General features: G+C 67.9%; 12 protein-coding genes. 11 read left to right on the plus strand and 1 reads right to left on the minus strand.

What is annotated here, in order from left to right:
- Positions 1 to 30: 30 nt before the first annotated feature.
- The gene (gene dnaE, locus VNM24_02190) at positions 31 to 3,453 is read right to left on the minus strand and encodes a DNA polymerase III subunit alpha (protein ID HWQ37409.1); all 3,423 of its coding nucleotides are present in this window, start codon (positions 3,451 to 3,453) and stop codon (positions 31 to 33) included.
- A 315-nt stretch (positions 3,454 to 3,768) separates the two neighbouring features.
- On the opposite strand from dnaE, the gene VNM24_02195 reads away from it, so the two are divergent.
- From VNM24_02195 to VNM24_02245, 11 genes are all read left to right on the plus strand, one after another.
- Positions 3,769 to 4,677, plus strand: coding sequence for an EamA family transporter (locus VNM24_02195; protein HWQ37410.1), 909 nt, complete (start codon positions 3,769 to 3,771; stop codon positions 4,675 to 4,677).
- Positions 4,678 to 4,679: 2 nt separating this feature from the next.
- The gene (locus VNM24_02200; GenBank protein HWQ37411.1) at positions 4,680 to 5,327 is read left to right on the plus strand and encodes a 2-hydroxychromene-2-carboxylate isomerase; all 648 of its coding nucleotides are present in this window, start codon (positions 4,680 to 4,682) and stop codon (positions 5,325 to 5,327) included.
- A gap of 26 nt (positions 5,328 to 5,353) precedes the next feature.
- On the plus strand, positions 5,354 to 6,244 hold the full coding sequence (locus VNM24_02205; protein ID HWQ37412.1) for an alpha/beta hydrolase: 891 nt from the start codon (positions 5,354 to 5,356) through the stop codon (positions 6,242 to 6,244).
- A 150-nt stretch (positions 6,245 to 6,394) separates the two neighbouring features.
- Complete coding sequence (locus VNM24_02210) at positions 6,395 to 7,171, plus strand: ABC transporter substrate-binding protein (GenBank protein HWQ37413.1); 777 nt, start codon at positions 6,395 to 6,397, stop codon at positions 7,169 to 7,171.
- A 226-nt stretch (positions 7,172 to 7,397) separates the two neighbouring features.
- Positions 7,398 to 8,090, plus strand: coding sequence for an amino acid ABC transporter permease (locus tag VNM24_02215; GenBank protein ID HWQ37414.1), 693 nt, complete (start codon positions 7,398 to 7,400; stop codon positions 8,088 to 8,090).
- 43 nt (positions 8,091 to 8,133) lie between these two features.
- Positions 8,134 to 8,814 carry an amino acid ABC transporter permease gene (locus tag VNM24_02220; GenBank protein ID HWQ37415.1) on the plus strand — a complete coding sequence of 227 codons (681 nt, stop codon included), beginning with the start codon at positions 8,134 to 8,136 and terminating at the stop codon, positions 8,812 to 8,814.
- Positions 8,815 to 8,916: 102 nt separating this feature from the next.
- Positions 8,917 to 13,488 (plus strand): AAA domain-containing protein, encoded by a 4,572-nt coding sequence (locus VNM24_02225; GenBank protein HWQ37416.1) that lies wholly within the window; start codon positions 8,917 to 8,919, stop codon positions 13,486 to 13,488.
- A gap of 84 nt (positions 13,489 to 13,572) precedes the next feature.
- The gene (locus VNM24_02230; protein HWQ37417.1) at positions 13,573 to 14,550 is read left to right on the plus strand and encodes an aldo/keto reductase; all 978 of its coding nucleotides are present in this window, start codon (positions 13,573 to 13,575) and stop codon (positions 14,548 to 14,550) included.
- Between the two features lie 115 nt (positions 14,551 to 14,665).
- Positions 14,666 to 15,382, plus strand: coding sequence for a hypothetical protein (locus tag VNM24_02235; protein ID HWQ37418.1), 717 nt, complete (start codon positions 14,666 to 14,668; stop codon positions 15,380 to 15,382).
- On the plus strand, positions 15,379 to 16,557 hold the full coding sequence (locus tag VNM24_02240; protein HWQ37419.1) for a M48 family metalloprotease: 1,179 nt from the start codon (positions 15,379 to 15,381) through the stop codon (positions 16,555 to 16,557). The genes VNM24_02235 and VNM24_02240 overlap by 4 nt, the downstream gene beginning before the upstream one ends.
- Before the next feature lie 5 nt (positions 16,558 to 16,562).
- The gene (locus tag VNM24_02245) at positions 16,563 to 17,165 is read left to right on the plus strand and encodes a hypothetical protein (protein HWQ37420.1); all 603 of its coding nucleotides are present in this window, start codon (positions 16,563 to 16,565) and stop codon (positions 17,163 to 17,165) included.
- Positions 17,166 to 17,435: the final 270 nt, after the last annotated feature.

Consider the following 17,435-nt stretch of genomic DNA (forward strand, 5'->3'; position numbering starts at 1 on the left):
TTCACGCCTTGGCTCGTCACCGGCCGCTTGTCACTGATAGACGATTTCGACATTCTGCGGTTCGAGCCATTTCCCGAGGCTGGTCACGAGATCGTCTTCGAGCTTCACCTTCCATCCTTCGCCCAGCTCGATCTCGGCCTGCGCGCAGCCGTTGGTGTAGACCACCGACACCGGAACGGTGCCGTTGCGATACGGCGCCAGCAGCTCCTTGAGCTTGTGCCCGCTCGATTGGCCGTTGCAGTGGATCTTCACGCGCCGCGCAAAATGGTTGCGCGCCGCGCTCAGGTCGTAGACCCGGTCCGCGGTGAGGCGCAGGGCCTGCGAGAAGTTGTCGAACGTCGCCCTGCCTTCGACGACCAGGAGCTGGTCTTCCTTCAGCCACGCGCGGTGCTGCTCGAACAGCTCGTTGAACACCGGAATCTCCACGCGCGCCGTGCCATCGTCCAGCACGACGACCGCCATGCGCCCGCGCCTTGTCTGTTGCGTGCGGATCGCGTAGATGATCCCCGCCACGGTGACCATCTGGCCCTGCGCCTGGATATCGGCCAGCCGCGTGCGCACGAAGGCGGCCACTTCCTGCCTGTACGCCTCGAATGGATGGCCGCTGTAATAGAAACCGAGCGCGAGCTTCTCGTGCATGAGCCGCTCGCGCACGTCCCAGCGCGGCGCTTCGATCAGCTTCGGCCCCTCGGTCGCCGGCCCGGCTTCGTCGAACAGGCTGACCTGCGCCGCCGCCCGGCTCGCCTGCTCGGCCGCTTCCATCGCCACACCGACCGAGGCGAACAGCCGCGCGCGATGCTCGTCCAGCGCATCGAACGCACCGGCGCGCACCAGCGACTCGATCACCCGGCGGTTCACCAGCCGCCGGTCCACGCGGCGGCAAAAATCGAACAGATCCTTGAACGGCCCGCCTTGATCGCGCGCTTCGATGATGTTCTGGATCGCCGCCTCGCCCGTGCCCTTGATCGCGCCCAGGCCGTAGCGGATCCTGCGATCGTCCACCGGCACGAACCGGTATTCGCTGGCGTGGATGTCTGGCGGCAGCACTTCCAGCTTGTTGGCGACCGCGTCCTCGTAGAACTGCTGCACCTTGTCGGTGTCGTCCATGACCAGAGACAGGTTGGCCGCCAGGAACGGCGCCGGATAATGCGCCTTCATGTACGCCGTCTGGTAGGCCACCAGCGCGTAGGCCGCGGCGTGCGACTTGTTGAAGCCGTAGCCCGCGAACTTCTCCATCAGGTCGAACAGCTCCTCCGCCTTGCGCTCCGAAACCCCGTTCTTCACCGCCCCGGCCTTGAAGATGTCGCGCTGCTGCGCCATCTCCTCCGGCTTCTTCTTGCCCATCGCGCGCCGCAGCAGGTCGGCCGCGCCCAGCGAGTAGCCGCCGATCACCTGCGCGATCTGCATCACCTGCTCCTGGTAGACCATGATCCCGTAGGTCGGCGACAGGATCGGCTCCAGCCGCGGATCGAGGTAGTGCACCCGCTCCTCGCCATGCTTGCGCTTGATGAAGTCAGGGATCAGCTCCATCGGCCCGGGACGGTACAGCGCCACCAGTGCGATCAGATCCTCGAAGCGGTCGGGACGCGCGCGCACCAGCAGGTCGCGCATGCCGCGCGATTCAAACTGGAAGATCGCGGTGGCGTTGGCCGTCTGGAAGATCCGGTAGGTGGCCGGGTCGTCGAGCGGCAGCGATTCCAGCTTCACGTCCACCTCGGGGTGCAGCCGCTTGATGTAGCGCAAGGTCCAGTCGAGGATGGTGAGTGTGGTCAGTCCCAGGAAGTCGAACTTCACCAGGCCGATCAGTTCGACGTCGTCCTTGTCCAGTTGCGACACCGCGCTGTCCGAACCCGAGGCCGCGTACAGCGGGCAGAAGTCGCTCAGCTTGCCCGGCGCAATCAGCACGCCGCCGGCGTGCATGCCCACGTTGCGGGTCAGGCCCTCGAGCTGCTCCGCGAGCGCCAGCAGCTCGCGCGTCTCCTCGTCGGTGTCCTCGCGCTCCTTGAGTCGCGGCTCCATTTCGCGCGCTTCCTTCAGCGTGATCAGCTTTCCCGGCTGGAAGGGAATGAGCTTCGCCAGCTCGTCGGTACGGTTGTAGTTCCACTCCATCACCCGCCCCACGTCGCGCACCACCGCCTTCGCCGCCATCGTGCCGAAGGTGGCGATCTGCGACACCGATTCGGCTCCGTACTTGCGCCGCACGTAGTCGATCACCCGGTCGCGGCCGTCCTGGCAGAAGTCGATGTCGAAGTCGGGCATCGACACCCGCTCCGGATTGAGAAAGCGCTCGAACAACAGGTCGTAGCGCAGCGGATCGAGGTCGGTGATGCCGAGCGAATAGGCCACCAGCGAACCGGCGCCCGAGCCGCGCCCCGGCCCCACCGGCACGCCGCTGGACTTCGCCCAGTTGATGAAGTCGGCGACGATCAGGAAGTAGCCGGGGAAGCCCATCTGCACGATGGTCCGGATCTCGAATTCCAGCCGCTCGCGGTAACGCGGCCTTTGACGCTCGCGCTCGGTGCTGTCGGGATAGAGCTGGCGCAGGCGCGCCTCCAGCCCCTCTTCGGCGCGCAGCCGCAGATAGGCATCGAGCGGCAAGCCGTCGGGCGTCGGGAAGACCGGCAGGCGCGGCTTGCCCAGTTCCAGGGAGAAATTGCAGCGCCGGGCGATCTCGACCGCGTTTTCAAGCGCCTGCGGCAGATCGGCGAAGAGCCGCGCCATCTCCTCCTGCGTCTTGAAGTACTGCTCCTCGGTGAAGAGGCGCGGCCGGCGCCGGTCGGAGAGCACGTAGCCTTCCGCGATGCACACCCGCGCTTCGTGCGCCAGGAACTCTTCTTTCTTCAGGAACTGCACCGGGTGGGTGGCGACCACCGGCAGCCGGAGCTCGGCGCCGAGCTGAACCGTGTGCTGGACCAGTTCCTCGGCGTGCGGATGTCCGGCGCGCTGAATCTCGAGGTAGAAGCGGTTCTGGAACAACGCCGCCCACTGCCCGGCCAGACGTTGCGCGGCGGGAACATTGTCGGCGAGCAGCGCGGCGCCGACGTCGCCGTGTTGCGCGCCCGACAGCGCGATCAGCCCGCCGGTGCCCGTCTCCTGCAGCCACGCTTTCCTGATCTCGGCGCGCCCGCGGTGCTGATTGGTCAGATACGCGCGGCTCAGCCAGTCGCACAGGTGCAGATACCCTTCGCGATTCTGCGCCAGCAGCAGCAGGCGGGCCGGCTTGTCGCGGTCCGCCTCGTTGCTGATCCAGGCCTCGCAGCCGACGACCGGCTTCACGCCCTTCGCGCGCGCCGCCTGATAGAACTTGACCATGCCGAACAGGTTGGCGAGGTCGGTGAGCGCCAGCGCCGGCATGGCGTCGGCCGCGGCCAGCGCACAAGCTTCGTCCAGCCGCACGATTCCGTCCGAGATCGAGTACTCGCTGTGCATCCGGAGGTGAACGAAGCGCGGCATGCCCGCATTTTACGATGGCCTGCCTCGCGTCCGGTTGTTCCCTGCGTGCCCTCTTTTTCGGCCGCTGATGAGCAACGACATGCAGCCGCAGGCACGCGACCTGACAGCGCTTCCCCCACCCGGTGCGCAGCGCCTTCCTCTGCCGAGGCAGAGGCCGATATCGTTCCAGCGTGAGTAAATCGCGCCGAGCACGTAGAATCGCGTCGGATTGGCGCGGGCACACGGCGGCGCGTCGCGCCGACCGTTCCGACTTGCCGATCTTTCAACCGGATGCGAGCGCTTGCGCGGTCGATGCGCAGCCCGATCTCAACGTCGATGAAAGAAAAAGAAACGCGCAAAGCCGTCGTCGTGATGGTTTTCCTGGTGATCATGTGGGGTTACTCCTGGATCACCTCCAAGATCGGGCTGAACTACGCGAGCCCGCTCGACTTCGCGGCGGTGCGGGTGCTGCTGGGCATCGGCGCCCTGTTTGTCTTCCTGCTCTGGTCCAGGGCACGGCTGCGCCCGCAGCACTTCAAATGGATCGTGTTCATCGGCGTGGTCCAGACCTCGGCCTTCATCATCCTCAACACCTGGGCCCTGTCTGAAGGCGGGCCGGGCAAGACTTCGGTGCTGGTCTTCACCATGCCGCTCTGGGTGCTGGTGTTCGCCTGGCCGGTGCTCGGGGAGCGCATCCACGGCTGGCAGTGGCTGGCGATTGCGCTGGCCGTGGCCGGCCTGCTGCTCGTCATGCAGCCCTGGGACCTGCGCACCCCGCTGCTGTCCAAGACGCTGGCTGTGCTGGCCGGCATCTGCTGGGCGATCAGCGTCGTGGCGGCCAAGCGCCTGCACGTCAAAGAGAAGGTCGACGAGGCCGCGTTCACCTTCTGGCAAATGGCGATCGGCGTGATTCCGATCCTCGCCCTCGACGCGATTCTCGATACCCGGCCCATCGACTGGACGCCGGCCTTCGCGGCCGCCGCCATATTCAATGGTGTGTTTGCCACCGCGCTGGGCTGGGCCATGTGGCTCTACGTGCTGCACCGCTTGCCGGCCGGAACCACCAGCCTGTCCTCGCTCGGCATCCCGGTGATCGCCGCGGTCGCCTCCTGGCTGCAGCTCGGCGAAAAGCCCACCCGGGTGGAACTGATCGGCATGCTGCTGATCGGCGCCGCGCTGGCGGTAATCTCGTGGCTTACCATTCGCCGACACGAGGAACCCGAACCCCTCACGGGGCAGGAGTGACGATGAAGAACGCCCACTGGTTTTTCGACTACGTCTCCCCGTTCTCTTATCTGCAATCGACCCGGCTGGAGGAGCTGTCGCGCCATGCCATGCTCACGCTGCGCCCCGTGCTGTTCGCCGCGCTGCTCGATGCGCACGGCCAACTCGGCCCGGCCGAGATTCCCTCCAAGCGCACCTTTACCTTCCGTCACGTGCTGTGGGTCGCGCGCCGCCATGCCATCCCGATGAAACTGCCGCCGGTGCATCCGTTCAATCCGCTGCCCGCACTGCGGCTCACGCTCGCGCTGGGCGCGACGAACGAAGTCGTGCGCACGATCTTCGACTTCATCTGGCGCGAGGGACACGACATCGGCGATCCCAACGAATGGGAAGACCTCGCACAGCGGATCGGAGTGCGCGATGCCGACGCGCTGATCGCCGACCCCGGAGTCAAGGACGCGCTGCGCCGCAACGGCGAGGAAGCGATCTCCCGCGGCGTGTTCGGCGTGCCGACCCTGGTGGTCGACGACGAGCTGTTCTGGGGCTTCGACGCCACCGAGTCCTTCATCGACTACCTTCAGGACCCGGAGGCCACGCGCGCCAGGCTCTTCGAGCCGGTCAGCGGGCTGGCGCAGGGCGCGGTGCGCCGGCGCAGAATCGCTCCGAGCTGAACGGCTTTCGCAGCCTCGGGCCCATCGTGAAGCCGAGCCGTTCGACCTACCTCTCAGTGCGCGGACTGCGCTACCACGTGCGCGAGTGGGGCGAGCCTTCCGCGCCCAAGCTGGCGCTGCTGCACGGCTGGATGGACGTATCCGCCTCGTTCCAGTTCGCGGTCGACGAGCTGCAAGCCGACTGGCACGTCATTGCGCCCGACTGGCGCGGTTTCGGCCTCAGCCAGTGGGCCCGGGGCGGGTACTGGTTTCCCGACTACCTCGCCGACCTCGACGCGATCCTCGAGCACTACTGCCCGCGGGCGCCGGTCAATCTGGTCGGCCACAGCATGGGCGGCAATGTCGCCAATCTCTACGCCGGCGTTCGCCCCGAGCGCGTGGCGAAACTCGTGCTGGCCGAAGGTTTCGGCCTTCCGCCCACCGTCCCGGACCAGGCCCCGGCGCGCCTGGCGAAGTGGCTCGCAGAATGGCGCGATCCGCCCGGCTTGCGGGCCTACGCTTCGTTCGACGAAGTGGCCGCGCGGCTGCGACAGAACAACCCCAGGCTCACCGAGCAACGCGCGCGCTGGCTCGCGCGCGAATGGGCCGAGGAGAAGGCCCCCGGCCGCGTCGAGCTGCGCGCCGATCCGCTGCACAAGATGGTGAACCCGATCCTCTACCGCCACGAAGAGGCGATGGCCTGCTGGAAGCGCATCGCCGCGCCCACGCTGTGGATACTGAGCGGCGGCGACTGGGTCAAGCAGTTCCTGAAGGACGAAGCCGTGCTCGAGACCTATCGCGCGGCGTACGCCAATCGCTCGGAGTGTAGAATCGAAAACGCCGGGCACATGATGCATCACGACCAGCCGCGGGCCTTCGCTCGCGCCATCGAAACTTTTCTTCTTTCGGAAACGACCGAAAACGCAGCCACCAAGTAGAGAGAAAGACAGGTGAAAGACGCAACGCGGCTCGGGACATTGGCCAACACCAGGCGCATGTCCTCGTTTGTCGGTGTCTTGAAGCAAGAAAGACTCTCGTCTTGTTTTCTTCGTGCCTTCGTGCCTTCGTGTTTTGCTCTTCTTTCCTTGGTGCCCGCGGACAGCGTGGCGCAGGCGGACCTGCTGCAGGATGTCAAGGCGCGCGGCACGCTGGTGGCGGGCGTGAAGGACTCCATCCCGCCGTTCGGCTTCGTCGATCCCTCGACCCGCACCATCGTCGGCTACGACATCGACTTCGCCGCGGCGATCGCCAGAGCGCTGGGCGTGAAGCTCAGGACGATCCCGGTCACTTCCGCCACCCGCATTCCCGAGCTGGTGCAGGGCAAGATCGACCTGATCGCCGCCACCATGACCCACACGCCCGAGCGCGCGCAGCAGATCGACTTCAGCCTGACCTATTTCGTGACCGGCCAGAAGGTGCTGGTGCGCAAGGACGCGGGCATCGCGAAGATCGCCGATCTGAAGGCCAAGCGCGTGTCCTCGGTGCGCGGGTCGACCTCCGAGCAGAACATCCGCCGCGCGGTGCCCGGTGTGCAGGTCATTTCCTTCAACGATTACCCCAACGCGTTCCTCGCGCTCGCGCAGCGCAAGGTGGTCGCGATGACCACCGACGAGATCATCCTCATGGACCTGCAGCGCCGCTCGCCCAGACCGGACGACTACGCCCTGCTCGAGGCGTACATCAGCACCGAACCCTACGGGTTGGGAATCCGCAAGGGCGAGCCGGCTTTCCTGAAAGAGGTCAACCGCGTGCTGCTCGAGATGGAAAAGTCCGGCGAAGCGGCCAGGATCTTCGACAAGTGGTTCGGCCCCGGGTCCGACACACCGCTCAAGCGCAACTTCCGGATCGGCGAAACCAAACCCTGAGGCGAACACCCAAGACGCCCGGGAGAGGAGCGGAACACGAAGCACGAAGAGACATTCTTCCTTCAAGCTTCGAGCACGCCGGTTCGCGCAATCGGCATCGACGCGCGTGCATCGAGGCCTTCCGGGCTCCTTCCGAGCCCGACCACCCGGACCACTGGAAACCGTCGACACGCAGCTACGCTTGCTCCCTCGGCGGCCAGGCGCAGAGGCAGCGGGGCGGGGTGATTTGGACTACGCGTTCGATTTTTCGGTTGTCCTGACAGGCGAGTACCGCCAGGCGCTGATCGACGGCACGCTGCTCACGCTGCAGCTCTCGGGCTTGTCGCTCGTGCTGTCTCTCATGATCGGCGTAGTCGTGGCGCTGTGCCGGCTGGCGCCCCTCAAGCCGCTCAACTGGCTGGCGGCGATCTACGTCGAGTTCGTGCGCAACACGCCGCTGCTGGTGCAGATGCTGTTCTGGTATTTCGGCGCCACGCAGGTACTGCCGCGCGCGGTGAACGACTGGCTCTACGCCGGAGACTTCGAGTTCGCCGCCGCGGCCATCGCGCTCACCCTGTACACGGCGGCCTTCATCTCCGAGGACGTGCGCAGCGGCATCCGCTCCATTCCGCGCGAGCAGACGGAAGCGGCGCGCGCCTCCGGGATGACGTTTCTGCAGGCCATGCGCTACGTGATCCTGCCGCAGGCGCTGCGCATCACCGTGCCGCCGCTCATCAATCAGGCGCTCAACCTCACCAAGAACTCCAGCCTCGCGATGGCGATCGGTGTGGCGGAGCTCACCTACAAGGCCCGCGAGATCGAGAGCTTCACCTTCAAGACCTTCGAGGCCTTCGCTGCCTGCACGGTCATCTACCTCACGCTGTCTCTGCTGATCACCTTCGCCGCCCTGGCCTGCGAGCGGCGCCGTGCCAGTGCCTGATACCCCTTGCGCTCACATCGACAAGCGGCATGAACCACGGTAGATGCTCGAGATTCTGAAAGAGAACTGGCTCTACCTGCTGATCGGTCAGTATCCGAGCGGGCCGCTCGGGGGTCTTGCGCTGACGCTCGCCATCGCCTCGATCGCGCTCACCCTGGCGCTCCCGGCCGGAATCGTCCTCGCGCTGGGCCGGGTGAGCCACTTCGCGCTGTTGCATCTGCCCGCCACCGGCTTGGTGTATCTGGTGCGCGGGCTGCCGCTCATCATGGTGATCTTCTGGGCCTATTTCCTGGTACCGCTGGCGCTGGGGCGCGCCGTGCCCGGCTTCGTGACGATGATCTATGCCCTGGTGTTCTTCGAGGCGGCCTACCTCGCCGAGATCGTCCGCGCCGGTATCCAGGCGGTGCCCAAGGGCCAGGTGGAAGCCGCGCGCTCGCTCGGCCTGAATTACCTGCAGACAATGCGCGGCGTCGTGCTGCCGCAGGCCCTGCGCAACATGCTGCCCAGTCTCGTCAACCAGTTCGTCGCGCTGACCAAGGACACGTCGCTCGCCTTCATCGTCGGCATCAACGAGCTGACCTATGCCGCCTCGCAGATCAACAACCGGACGCTCACCCACCCGGCCGAGATCTTTCTCATCGTCGCGCTGATGTACTTCCTGATCTGCTTCTCGCTGACTGCCTTCGCCCGGCATCTGGAGTCGCGCCTGGCGTGGGGGCGGTGAGCGGCGCTCGAGCCGCGATTTCTTGATCCTCGGTGCGCGGATCCTGAGTTAGGATATCGCCGTTTCTTTCGTCGTCAGAACTCCAACAACAATCCGCCTGTCGTGAATCTCCAGAAACGGCGTCTGCTTGCGCTGATCGATTTCGCGCAGGAGTCCATGCGCACCCGCGCCAGGACCGTCACGAACGTCGCCGATCACGGCAGCTTCGTGCTGTTCGATTACCAGGCCCGCGATCTGGAAGGCGCGCGCCTGAACGCCGCGCCCGGCGAAGGCGAAGAGGAGATCTGGCTCAGCGTCGCGCCTGCGCCGAGCCCCGAGATGCCGCCGCAGCCCGAGAGCCCATGGCTCGGGCCGTGGCTCAACGTCGGCGCCGCCATGCTGGCGCCGCCCGGCCTTGCCGACCGGGTACCCGGTGCGGCGCTGATCGAGGCCGGCACGCACCGCGACCCGCGCGCGCCGGCATCGGAGTTCGCCATCGCGGTGGACCCGGGTGTGGATCCCGGCGCCACCGTGCGCTTCGAGGACTATCCGTTCCGCTCCGAGGTCGAGCGCCAGCACGCGCTCTACATCGAGTCGGCGTGGAAGCCGTGGGCCGAGCGCGAACGGCGGCGCCGGCGCCTTTCGCAACTGCACGCCCGGCTCTTCACGCTCCAGCAGCAGTTGGCCGGCACCTTGACCGAAAGCCAGATCGAGCTGGTCTGGGGCATGGGTGTGGCGGTGCGCGAGCAGGACGGCGCGACCTTCGCCCATCCGCTGATCACGCGCCTGGTCGACGTGCGCTTCGATCCCGAGACGCGCGCCGCGGAAGTGTGTCCTCGCGATCTGGATCCGCGGCTGGAGCTGGAGATCTTCGTCTCCGATCCCGCCGTGCTCGCCGAAGCCGAGAAGGCCGCCGCGCAGTACCTGGCTTCGCACTCGGCGCCCGTGTCGCCCTTCGACCCGCAGAGCTGCGCGCCGCTCATCGAGATCGCGCGCCGCTGCCTGGAATCCGCGTCCGGCGGCACCCAGTGGCGGATCTCGGAAGGCTGGGTGCTTTTCGCCCGCCCGCGCAGCGCCGGTCCCGTGGTGCACGATCTGGAACGCCTGCGCCAGGCATTGTTGGAATTCCCCGACGATGTGCCGCTGCCACCGGCGGTGGCCGCGCTCGTGACCGAACCACCGGAGCATGCACCGCCCTATGAGCTGCCGGCATTCCGGGGCTTGAGTTCGCGCGGGGTGAGCGCCGAGCGGCCCGCGCGCGACCTGTTCTTTCCCAAACCTTTCAACGACGAGCAGGCGCGCATCGCCCAACTGCTCGAAGTCGCCGACGGCGTGGTGGTACAGGGACCGCCCGGCACCGGCAAGACGCACACGATCGCCAACGTGATCTGTCACTGGCTGGCCCATGGCCGAAGCGTGCTCGTGACATCCATGCGCGATCCGGCGCTCGCCGCGCTGCGCGACCACCTGCCCGCGGACATCCGTCCGCTCGCGCTGCCGGTGCTCGCTTCCGAGCAGGAGGGCCTGGAAGCGTTCGAGGGCGCCATCGAGCGCATCGCCTCCGAGTTGCAGAGCCTGGATCGCGCCGCGCTGGCCGAGGAGATCGCCCGGCTCGAGCAGACCATCGATGCACTCCAGACGCGGCTCGCCCGCATCGATGTCGATCTCGGCCGTTGGGCCAGATTGAATCTTTCCCGCATCGACCTGCAGGGCGAGACCATCGATCCACAGGACGCGGCGGCGGAAGTGATCGCCCACGCCGGGCAATACGATTGGATTCCCGATCCGCTCGGCGTCGGCCCGCAATACGCGCCCTGCTTCACCACCGAGGACATCGCGCGCCTGCGCGACGCCCGTGCGCGGCTCGGGCGCGACGTGCAGTACGCCAACTGCAGCCTCCCCGCGCTGGCCGACTTGCCGGACGCCGTGCGCCTGGCGCAGGCGCACCGCGAACTGCAGCGCTACGCGCGGTTAAGCGCCCCGGCGCGCGCGAGCGCCCTGCCGTGGCCGGCCGATTCCAGTCCGGAAATCCTCGGCGCGGCGCGCGAGGTCGCCGCCGAACTCGCGCGGCTCGGAGCGCTGCGCGAGGACATCGGCGCGCTGCGATTGCCTTGGAGCGAAGAAGTGCTGGCACGCATCCGGCGCGGCGAGCCGGCGCAGGCCTTCGAAACGCTGGACGCGCTCGGGCGCGAACTGGAGCAGCTCGCGGCTCAGCGCGCGCAGTTCCTGGCGCGCCCGGTATCGGTGCCCGACACCGCGCTCACCGACGCCGAATTTCTCGGCGCGCTGGACAAGCTCGCCCGGGGCAAGCGGCCGTTCGGCCTATCGGGCATGTTCGGCAAGGGCGAGGCGCGCAAGCTGCTCGATGCCGTGCGCGTGGGCGGCCTGCCGCCGCTCGACGCCCAGGACTGGCAGCACGTGAGCGCGTTCGTCTCCATGCAGCGCAAACGGCGCGAGCTGACCACGCGCTGGAACGCCGTCGCGCCCGAAACCGGCATGCAGCCGGTGCTTGCGGCCGACGCCAAGGGCCGGCTCTCGGCGGAAGCGCAGTTCGCCTTGTACGCCAGGGTGCGCGAACTCGCCCGCGCGCGGCGCGCGCTGCGCGAGCGCGCCGCCAAACTCTTCCCGGGCTGGACGCCGGCGAGCCAGGACGAGGAAGCCGCGCTCGACGAGCTGCGTGAGGCGCTCGAGCAGCACCTGCAGCGCCAGCGTCTGGGCGAGGTCGCTCGCATCGTCGAGCAGGCGCGTGCCGCCCTGCAAGGAAGGAGCGGGCCGGTGGTCGAGGCGATGCGGGAGTTTCTCTCTTCGAGGCTGGGTCATCCGGCGCTCGACGAAGCAGAGCTGCTCTCCGAATGGTCGCGACACGTCTGCACCCTGGAGCGCCTGCACGCGGCCGCCGAGGCGCTGCGCACCGTGGCGCTGGTCACCGCGCTCATCGCCGAGTCCGGCGCGCCCGCACTCGCGCAACGGCTGCTCGAGCCCGACGAGAGCGCCACCGATCGCCTGCTGCCGCCGACGTTCCTGCGCGACTGGCGTCTGCGCCGGCTCGCCACGCATCTGAGCGCCATCGATTCGCAGGACGAGCTGAAGCGGCTCTGCGCGCTGCGCGCGGGGCTGGAGCACGATCTGGCGCGCGCCTACGAAGGCCTGGTGGTCAAGCGCACCTGGTTCAACCTGGCGCAGAACATGACCCCGAGCGTGCGCGCCGCGCTGCAGGCTTATCTGAACGCCGTGCAGCGCATCGGCAAGGGCACCGGCAAGCGCGCCTACCGCTACCGGCAGGACGCGCGCTACGCCGCCGCCGAAGCCTACCGCGCGGTACCGTGCTGGATCATGCCGCACTACCGCGTCTGCGAGTCGCTGCCCGCGCTGCCCGGCTGTTTCGATCTGGTGGTGATCGACGAGGCCTCGCAGTCCGATCTGTCGGCGCTGCCCGTGCTGCTGCGCGGGCGCAGGCTGCTCATCGTCGGCGATGACCGCCAGGTCTCGCCGCAGGCGATCGGCATCGAGGAAGAGCGCATCAAGGCGCTCATGCAGCGCCATCTCGCCGAGCAGCCCGCCCTGTACCGCGCGCAGCTCTCGCCCGACCGCTCCATCTACGATCTGGCAAAAGTCGTCTTCGCCCGCAGCGGCGTGATGCTGAAGGAACATTTCCGCTGCGTCGCGCCGATCATCGAGTACTCCAAGCGCGAGTTCTACAACCACGACCTGCGACCGCTGCGCCTGCCGCGCGCCTCCGAGCGCCTCGACCCGCCGCTGCTCGACATCCTGGTCTCCAACGGCTGGCGCGAGAACGGCGTCAATCCGGCGGAGGCCGAGTACATCGTCGGCGAGATCCGGCGCATCGCCGGGGATCCGCGCCTGCGCGGCCGCTCGATCGGGGTCGTGTCGCTGCTGGGAGAAGAGCAGGCGCTGCGCATCTGGGACCGCGTGCTCGAAGAACTGGGCCCGGATGGCGTGCGCCGCCACCAGATCGCCTGCGGCGACGCGCGCATGTTCCAGGGGCGCGAGCGCCACATCATGTTCCTGTCCATGGTGGCCGCGCCCAACGACATCGGCGCCCCGCTCGCGCGCGAAGCCTTCGCGCAGCGCTTCAACGTCGCGGCCTCGCGCGCCCGCGACCAGATGGTACTGGTGCGCTCCGTCGAGCCCGACCAGTTGTCCGAGGCCGACAAGCTGCGCCGCAGCCTCATTCAGCACTTCGCCCGCCCGTTCGGCGACGACCCGCCGCGCGTGGGCGACGCGCGCGATCTGTGCGAATCCGCGCTGGAACGCGAGATCTACGACTGGCTCACCGCGAAAGGCTACCGCGTGATGCCCCAGGTGCGCGTGGGCAGCTACCGCATCGACCTGGTGGTGGAAGGCGGCGGCGACAGCCGCCTCGCCATCGAGTGCGATGGCGACAAGTACCAGGGCCCGCAGCAGTGGACGGAGGATGTGCGCCGCCAGCGCGCACTGGAGCGCGCGGGCTGGGTGTTCTGGCGCTGCTTCGCCGCGAGCTTCCTGCGCCGCCGCGCCGCGGTGCTCGAAGACCTGCGCCAGGCGCTCGCCGCGCAGGGCATCGAGCCGGTGCACTCCGGCGGCTGGGCCCGCCGGCGCATCGCCGAGACACGGCGCGTATACGTCCCGCTGCCGGACGAGCCGCTGCGCTCGGCGCCGCTCCAATCCGCGCCGTTGCACTCCGCGTCGCTTTGAGCGCGAGCGGCGGCCTCACCCTCGCCCCGACCTCACCCTCACCCCGGATCCACAATCCCATACTCGCTCTTCGAAATCACGCGAATGAAATACAGAACCTTGGGACGCACCGGAATCGAAATCTCCGAACTGGTCTTCGGCGGCGGCTGGGTCGGCGGAGTCCTGATCCACCAGGACGACGCGACCAAGCTGCGCACCCTGCGCCGGGCGATGCAAGCCGGCATCAACTTCGTCGATACCGCGCCGAGCTACGGAAAGGGAAAATCGGAGGAAGCGCTCGGCTGGCTGCTGAAGGAAATCTCCCCGCAGCCGTATCTGTCGACCAAGGTCATGCTCGACACGGAGAACCTGGACGACATCCGCTCCCAGGTGGAGCGCAGCGTGAACGAGAGCCTCGAGCGGCTTCAGCGCGATTCGGTCGACCTGCTTCAGTTGCACAACCCGATCGAGCAGGCGCCGAAAGGCAATTCGATCGGCGTCGACTTTGTAATCGGCGAAGGAGGCGCGGCGGACGCGCTCGAACACATCCGCGCCCAGGGCCTGACCCGCTTCATCGGGTTTACCGCGCTCGGCGACGCCGCGAGCTGCCGCCGGGTCATCGACAGCGGCCGCTTCGACACCGCCCAGGTCTACTACAACCTGCTCAATCCGAGCGCTGCGCGCGCGATGCCCGCGCGCTGGACCGGCCACGACTTCGGCAACCTCATCGCCGCCTGCACCGCCCGGCGCATGGGCATCATGGCGATCCGCGTCTTCGCCGCCGGCGTGCTGGCGAGCGACACCCGGCACGGGCGCGAAGTCGTCATCACCCGCGAAGCCGACCTCTCCACCGAAGAGCGCCGCGCCCGCGCCGCGTTCGCGGTGCTCGGCGCACGCTACGGCACGCGCGCGCAGACCGCATTGCGCTTCGCGCTCGCCAATCCCGACATCTCCTGCGCCGTCATCGGGCTGGCCGAACCGGCCCACCTCGAAGAGGCGCTCGCCGGCGCGGCGCTGGGCCCGCTGCCGCAACAAGCGCTGCGGCAACTCGAAGAGGTGTACTCCAGCAACTTCGGGCTGTAGCGCCTCTCGTTTCCCGCTTTGCGAGCCACGGATGCCCCGCCTCGCCCGCCGTCTCACCCGTTTTGACTTCTCCCGGCGCGCTTGCTAGCTTGAAGGCGCCAGGGGGGAGGTGGCCATGGACGCGCGCAAGACCCGCTTGCATCTGTTGCTCGTCGCGATCGCGGGCCTTGCACTGTCCGGCTGCGCGGCGCCGGTCAAACGCCAGATCCCGGAGCTGCAGCGCGATCCCGCCGGACCGACCACCATCGTCCTAATGCCCCTCGACGTGGAGCTGGGGCAGCTCACCGCCGGCGGAGTCGTCCAGCCGCACGCCGAGTGGACCGAAGCCGCCATCCGGCACATGCGCGCCGCCCTCGAAAAGCAGGCAACGGGGCGCAATCTCACGGTGGTCGACTACCATCCCGAGCGCGGCTCGCCGGAGGACCAGGCCACCGGCCTGGAGCTGATGACGCTGCACCGCGCGGTCGGCCGCTCCATCCTTCTGCACGAGTACCTCGGCGGCTATGCCCTTCCCAGCAAAAAGGACAAGTTCGACTGGTCGCTCGGTCCGGCGGTGGGCGCGATCTCCCGATCGCACGCCGCCGACTATGCGCTGTTCCTCTATGTGCGCGACAGCTACGCCACCGGCGGGCGGGTGGCGCTCATCATGGCCGCCGCGGTGCTCGGCGTGGGCCTCACCGGCGGCACGCAGGTCGGATACGCCTCGCTCGCGGATCTGAAGAGCGGCGACGTCGTCTGGTTCAATCGGCTGGTGCGCACGGTCGGCGACCTGCGCACGCCCGAAGCCGCCGAAGAAACCGTCAAGGTCCTGCTGGCCGACGCGCTGAAGTGAACCCCGGGCGCCGACAATTCGGCTGCGCGCTGTGCGGCCTCGCCTCGCTCTCGCTTCTGGGCAGCGCGCTTGCGCAGCAGAGCGCGGCCGACGAGGGCTTCCTCGCCCCCGGCTACCGCCCGCCCGCAGGCAGCGACGAGCTGGGACTGTGGAAGATGATGGACCGCGCCGAGCGCGATCTGATGCGCTCCCGCTTCGTGGTGCACGACCCGGCGCTGAACGCCTACATCCGCGATATCGTCTGCCGGCTGGGCAAGGATCACTGCCCGGATCTGCGTCCCTACATCGTGCGCACGCCGCACTTCAACGCCAGCATGGCGCCCAACGGCATGATGCAGGTGTGGACCGGGCTGCTGCTGCGCTGCGTGGACGAAGCGCAGCTCGCCGCCGTCATCGGCCACGAGATGGGGCACTACCTGCGCCGCCATTCGCTCAAGGTCTTCCGCGACGTGCGCGACAAGGCGAGCTTTTCCGCCTTCCTCGGCCTCGGCCTCGCGGTGGCCGGCGCCGGTCAGGTAGCCGATCTCACCGACCTCGTGCTGATGGCTTCCATCTTTGCCTTCAGCCGCGATCAGGAGCGCGAAGCTGACAGGATCGGTCTCGAGCTGATGGCGAAAGCGGGCTACGCGCCGCTCGCCGCTCCGGAAGTGTGGGACCAACTGCTCGCCGAACTGCGCGCCGGCACCGCCCCGCGCTCGCGCAACATCCTGTTCGCCTCGCACCCACTGCCCGAAGAGCGCATGCAGACGCTCACCGGCGCGGCGCGCGGCGCCGCGGGCGCCCCCGCCGAGCGCGGCGAGGCGCGCTACCGGGCGAACCTCGCCTCCATCCGCGAGCAGCTCGTGCGCGACGAACTCGCCCTGCGCCAGTACGCCCGCAGCGAAGTGGTGTTCGACCGGCTGCTCGCGCAGACGCAGCACGACGGCATGCTCTGGTACGCCAAGGGCGAGATCTATCGCCTGCGCGCCGAGGCGGGTGACGCCGGGCGCGCGCTCCAGGCCTACGAAAAGGCGCTGCAGGCCCGAGGCGCGCCGCCCGAGACCTACCGCTCGATCGCGCTGGTCGAAATGAAGGAAGGTGCCAGGGATCGCGCCCGCCGCGCGATCGACGCCTATCTCCAGCTCAGGCCCGACGCCTCGGACGCCGAGGCTCTTCGCACCTTGCTCGCCGAGTGATTGCCATGAGATTCGCCATCGCACTCCTCGCGGCCCTGCTGCTCGCAAGCTGCGCCACGACCTACTCGCTGGTCGAACCCGCGCGCCACACCGTCAGGAACGTCCTCTCGGTCGAGCCCGGAATGAAGTGGAACAAGATGGGAAGCTCCGGCCTGCAGGGCAACGTGGAAGTCTGGACCCTCGACGGGCCCGCGCTGAACACGCTCGTCTTCTTCACCGGCGTGAACGACGGCGAACCGCTGCTCGCCTCGCGCGCCATCGGCCACAAGCAGGAAGAAAAGCCGCCCGTGTTCCACTCCACCATGAACCCGCTGGAGATCCAGGAGCTGATGCAGGCGGCGATGGCCCGCCACTTCCAGTCCACGCTCGCCGAGACCCACAACCTGCGCACCCAGGCCGTCGCCGAGACCAAAGGATTCCGCTTCCAGACCCGGCTCGTCGGGCGCGACGAAGTCGAACGCCACGGCGTCTTCGCCGGTGCGGTCAGCAAAGGCAAGCTCTACGGCCTCTGGTTCCAGGGCGCCAAGCTCCACTACTTCGACCGCTACCTGCCCGAGTACGAGCGCATCCTCGCCTCCGCGAAGCTGATCGGCCCCGCGGCACCGTAACGTTGCTCGCCTCTGCGCTCGGGAGAGGGATCGAGTGGCGGCCGATCCTTGCGAGCGAGCCGTCCCTGCTTGCGGACTAGCGCCCGCGCAAGACACCGCCCTGGGCGTCGCTGCTCGCTCGACCCGCACAGTGACAGGCCGTGAGTGACCGGTGACGAATGGAGTCCTGGCCAGGCTACTAGAACGGTCAGTCCCGGAAGTCGCGTTTCCGCTGGTGGCGAATGATGAGTATGCGGAGTCTCACAAGAAAGACCTTGCGGCCACCACGTT

Source organism: Burkholderiales bacterium (genome assembly GCA_035560005.1).
Lineage (GTDB): Bacteria > Pseudomonadota > Gammaproteobacteria > Burkholderiales > Eutrophovitaceae > DASRFY01.